Source organism: Variovorax sp. WDL1 (genome assembly GCF_001541225.1).
Taxonomy (GTDB): Bacteria; Pseudomonadota; Gammaproteobacteria; order Burkholderiales; family Burkholderiaceae_C; genus Variovorax.
This window is the reverse complement of the sequence record NZ_LMTS01000213.1, coordinates 8,881-13,946: the sequence shown is the minus strand read 5'-3', so window position 1 is coordinate 13,946 and position 5,066 is coordinate 8,881. Positions and strand designations below refer to the sequence as shown.

At 67.6% G+C, this 5,066-nt stretch carries 4 protein-coding genes; all 4 read left to right on the top strand.

Annotated features, from left to right (window positions below; all coding sequences use genetic code 11):
• Positions 1–1,008, top strand: a 1,008-nt coding sequence (locus APY03_RS26945; protein ID WP_068681680.1) for a TIGR03752 family integrating conjugative element protein, incomplete at its 5' end; no start/stop codon positions are given.
• Entirely contained in the window at positions 989–1,438 is a 450-nt protein-coding gene (locus APY03_RS26940) for a TIGR03751 family conjugal transfer lipoprotein (RefSeq protein WP_042178567.1), read from the top strand. The genes APY03_RS26945 and APY03_RS26940, both read left to right, overlap by 20 nt.
• Positions 1,438–4,320, top strand: coding sequence for a conjugative transfer ATPase (locus tag APY03_RS26935; protein ID WP_068681678.1), 2,883 nt, complete (start codon positions 1,438–1,440; stop codon positions 4,318–4,320). The genes APY03_RS26940 and APY03_RS26935 overlap by 1 nt, the downstream gene beginning before the upstream one ends.
• 24 nt (positions 4,321–4,344) lie before the next feature.
• On the top strand, positions 4,345–5,066 hold a 722-nt coding region (locus APY03_RS26930; protein WP_068681686.1), incomplete at its 3' end, for a DsbA family protein.

Here is a 5,066-nt window from a genome sequence, read left to right as displayed (position 1 = left end):
CGGCGCCTGGACAGCATCGGCGGGCGCGGCGGCGGCCATGCGGACCTGCCCGTGGGCCTGGGGCTGCAGGGCGGCGACGAGGCCGGCATGGAGGGCGGCGTGCGGTGGGTCGAGCCGGACGACGCAAAGCCCGCCGAGGGGCGCAACGGGGGGCGTGGCGCGAGCGGCGGCATGAGCTTCCCCACGAGCTTCGGCCCGGCGCAGAGCACGCTCGAAACCACCGCTGAAACCGTGGCCAACGCGGGCGCCCGCGCCGCCGGGGTCAAGAATGCCAAGCCGGTCTATACCGTGCCGACCAACTCGACGCTAATGGGATCGGTGGCGATGACGGCCCTGATCGGCCGCGTGCCGATCGACGGCACGGTCAACGATCCCTATCCGTTCAAAGTTCTGGTCGGGCCGGACAACCTGACCGCCAATGGCATCGACATTCCCGACGTGGCCGGCGCCGTGTTCAGCGGCACCGCCTCGGGCGACTGGACGCTCTCGTGCGTGCGAGGTCAGGTGCGCAGCATCACGTTCGTCTTCAACGACGGCACGATTCGCACGATCCCCGAAGACCGCGAGGGCAACCAGCAGAACAACCAACAGCGCGACGGCTTGGGCTGGATCAGCGATCCCCACGGCATTCCTTGCGTCAGCGGCGAGCGGCGCAGCAACGCCCAGCAATACCTCGGCTCGCAGGCCCTAATCACCGCGGCCGGTGCCGGTGTGGCCTCGCTCATCGAGAGTGGCAGCGGCCGCATGTCCTATGTCGGCTCGGACGGCTCCATCGGCACCGTGGGCATCACCGGCCAAGAAGCGGTCGGCCAGATTCTCGCGGGCGGTGTCCGGGACATGTCGGCCTGGGTCAACAAGCTCTACGGCCAAGCCTTCGCCGCCGTCTATGTCCAACCCGGCGCCAAGGTTGCCGTCCACCTCGAAAAGCCGCTCGCCATCGACTTCGATCCCGAAGGCCGCAAGGTCGATCACCGCGCAGGAGAAAGCCATGCCCTTGAACTTGACTAACCTGGCCCGTGGCCTAGCACTGGCCCTCGCCGTCGCGGTGCTCGCCGGCTGCGCCACCAGCAAGGAAAAGCTGTTGACCCACGGTGACCGCACGATGATGGACATCTGGCAGCAGGAGGCCGGCGACGGCGGTGGCGCAGCCGGACGGAACGCCGGCCGCCAGTTGCTCGATGCGCGCCAGAGCCTGCGTCGGCCCCTGACCGACGCCGACGTGCAGGCCGCACCTGTCGAGCAGATGCGCTACACGCGCACCGCGCGCAATGAGGTTCACCGCCAGTTCCAGCGCCTGCCCAATCCCGATCTCGTGATGTACGTGTACCCGCACCTGGCCGGCACCGATCCCGTGCCGGTGCCCGGCTACACGACCGTCTTCCCGCTCTACCAGCGCATCCAGTACGCGATGCCGGGCGAGCGCGTGGAGGACTACTGATGCGGTGGAAACTCCCCTGGCCGAAGCTGGCCGGCGTCGGCTCTAGCAACCCGGCCAGCGATGAGCAGCCGGACAGCTGGCAGCGCCACGTCGAGGCCTTGCGCCAGGCCGGCATCCCCGAACCCGGTTCGGCAGTCCACGGCCGCAAGCCAGCGACCCTGGCCGACGAGCAGGCGCTGTACGACGTTGCGCCGTCCTTCGTGGAACTGCTGCCCTGGGTGGAGTTCATGCCCGAGTCGAAATCGATGCTCCTGGAGGACGGCCAATCGGTGGCGGCGTTCTTCGAGCTGGTGCCGCTGGGCACCGAAGGCCGGGAGCCTGGCTGGCTCGCCCACGCCCGCGATGCCCTGGAAAACGCACTCCAAGACAGTTTCGATGAACTGGACGAGAACCCCTGGGTGCTCCAGCTCTATGCCCAGGACGAACCGAGCTTCGACCAGTACATGCAGACGCTGCGCGACTACGTGCAGCCACGTGCGCGCGGCTCGGCGTTCACCGAGTTCTACCTGCGCTTCTTCGGCCACCACATGCGCGCTGTGGCCAAGCCCGGCGGCCTGTTCGAGGACACGGTGGTCACGCGGCTGCGCTGGCGCGGCCAGACGCGGCGCGTGCGCATGGTGGTGTACCGCCGCGCGAGCGGTCAGGGACAGGCAAACCGCCGCGGCCAGACACCCGAGCAGATGCTGGGCATCGTTTGCGATCGCCTGTGCGGCGGGCTGGCGAATGCCGGCATCCAGGCCCGGCGCATGGTTGCAGCGGACGTTCACGACTGGCTGCTGCGATGGTTCAACCCGCGCCCCACGCTGCTCGGTCCTGGGGCGGAGGACGGGGAGCGCTTCTACTCGCTGGCGCGCTACCCGGACGAGACCGAGGCCGGCGAGATCGAGTTGGCGAGCGGGCGGGATTTCAGCCAGCGGTTGTTCTTCGGGCAGCCGCGCTCGGACGTGGCGCAAGGGGCCTGGTACTTCGACGGCATGCCGCACCGCGTGCTGATCACCGACCGGCTGCGCATGCCGCCCGGCACGGGGCACCTGACCGGCGAGACCCGCAAGGGGGACGCGATCAACACGCTGTTCGACCAGATGCCCGAGGACACCTTGATGTGTCTCACGATGGTCGCCACGCCGCAGGATGTCCTGGAATCGGATCTGAACCACCTGGCGAAGAAGGCCGTGGGCGAGACGCTGGCGTCGGAGCAGACCCTCAAGGACGTGCACGAGGCCCGCTCCCTGATCGGCAGCGCGCACAAGCTCTACCGGGGCACGCTGGCGTTCTACCTGCGCGGGCGCGACGAGGCGGAACTGGATCGGCGCGGCCTGGACCTGGCGAACGTCATGCTCAACGCCGGCTTGCAACCGGTGCGCGAGGACGACGAGGTGGCGCCGCTCAACAGCTACCTGCGCTGGCTGCCGTGCTGCTACAACCCCGGCAAGGATCGGCGCCGCTGGTACACGCAGCTGATGTTCGCCCAGCACGCGGCGAACCTGTCGCCGGTGTGGGGCCGCGCCCAGGGCACGGGGCACCCCGGCATCACGATGTTCAATCGCGGAGGCGGCCCGATTACGTTCGACCCCTTGAACAGGTTGGATCGGCAGATGAATGCCCATCTGTTTCTGTTTGGCCCTACGGGCTCGGGCAAGTCCGCCACGCTCAACAACCTGCTGAACCAGGTGACGGCCATCTACCGGCCGCGGCTTTTCATCGTGGAAGCCGGCAACAGCTTCGGCCTGTTCAGCGACTTCGCGCGGCGCCTGGGCCTGACCGTGAACCGGGTCAAGCTGGCCCCCGGATCGGGCATCAGCCTGGCGCCGTTCGCCGACGCACGCCGGCTGATCGAAACGCCCAGCGACGTGCAGACGCTCGATGCCGATGCCCTGGACGAAGACCAGCCACCGGATGCCTCGGCCATGGAGGCGGATGAGCAGCGCGACGTGCTCGGCGAACTGGAGATCACGGCACGGCTGATGATCACGGGCGGCGAAGACAAGGAAGAAGCGCGGATGACGCGGGCCGACCGCTCGCTGATCCGCCAGTGCATCCTCGACGCCGCCGAACATTGCGTGGCGGAGAAGCGCACCGTGCTCACGCGCGATGTGCGCAATGCACTGCGCATCCGTGGCCAGGACCCGACGTTGCCCGAGATGCGCCGTGCGCGGCTGCTGGAGATGGCGGACGCGATGGACATGTTCTGCCAAGGCACGGACGGCGAGATGTTCGACCGCGACGGCACGCCGTGGCCCGAGGCCGACGTCACGCTGGTCGATCTGGCGACCTATGCCCGCGAGGGCTACAACGCGCAGCTCTCCATCGCCTACATCAGCCTGATCAGCACGGTGAACAACATCGCCGAGCGCGACCAGTACCTGGGACGGCCGATCGTCAACGTGACCGACGAAGGTCACATCATCACCAAGAACCCGCTGCTCGCGCCCTATGTCGTGAAAATTACAAAAATGTGGCGCAAGTTGGGCGCCTGGTTCTGGCTGGCGACGCAGAACATCGACGACCTGCCACGTGCAGCGGAGCCGATGCTCAACATGATCGAGTGGTGGGTGTGCCTGTCGATGCCGCCGGACGAGGTGGAGAAGATCGCGCGCTTCCGCGAACTCTCGCCGGCGCAGAAGGCGCTGATGCTCTCCGCACGCAAGGAAGCGGGCAAGTTCACCGAGGGCGTCATCCTCTCCAAGAGCATGGAAGTGCTGTTCCGCGCCGTGCCGCCAAGTCTCTACCTCGCGCTCGCGCAAACCGAGCCCGAGGAGAAGGCAGAACGCTACCAACTCATGCAGCAGCACGGCGTCAGCGAGCTGGATGCCGCCTTCAAGGTGGCTGAGAAGATCGACCGGGCACGTGGCATCGAGTCGCCGACCCTGGACCTGCCCTGAATCTGCCGTACACCGGAGAACGCCATGGAACAGAAACGTCCTTCCATTCCGATGCAGGTGCAGGCGTTCCGCCGTCGGCACTGGCGGCCCAGCTGGCCTTGGACAGTGGCCGCAGCGCTGGTTGCACTGCTGCTGATCTGGCTCGTGTCCCGTTGGCCCGGGCAGTCCACGCCTCAGACTTCAGCGCCAGTCAGCGAGACGCAGGTGGCTGGGCCTCCGTGGCAGATGGGCAATCCGGAAGGACGCTTCACGCTGACGCTCTACGCGGACCTCGAATGCCCGTTCTGCCGGTCCTATTTCCCAGTGCTCAAGCGTTGGGTGGCCGGCAATGCGGACGTGGCCTTGCAATGGCATCACCTCCCGTTGGCAGCGCATGAGCCGGCCGCGTCCGCGGAAGCGCGCCTGGCGGAATGCGCGGGCCAAGCCAGCGGTCATGCCGCCTTCTGGCAGGCCGTCGAGTGGGTATATGCCCACACGCGCAGCGACGGTCAGGGCTTGCCCGAGGACCTGCGCTACCCCGACCTTACGCCACCCATCGAGCAGTGCATCGCGAGCGAGCGGCCCGACGCGGCGATTCGCGCCCAAACTGCGGAAGCCACGAACAGCGGCGTGACCGCCACGCCGTCGCTGCGGCTACACGATCGCGAAACCGGCAAGGCTATCCTGCTGCAGGGTCCGATCGAGGGCGATGCCTTGCTGTCGGCCATGGACATGCTCGCGGCCCGCGATCCCGCCGCCACACCTAC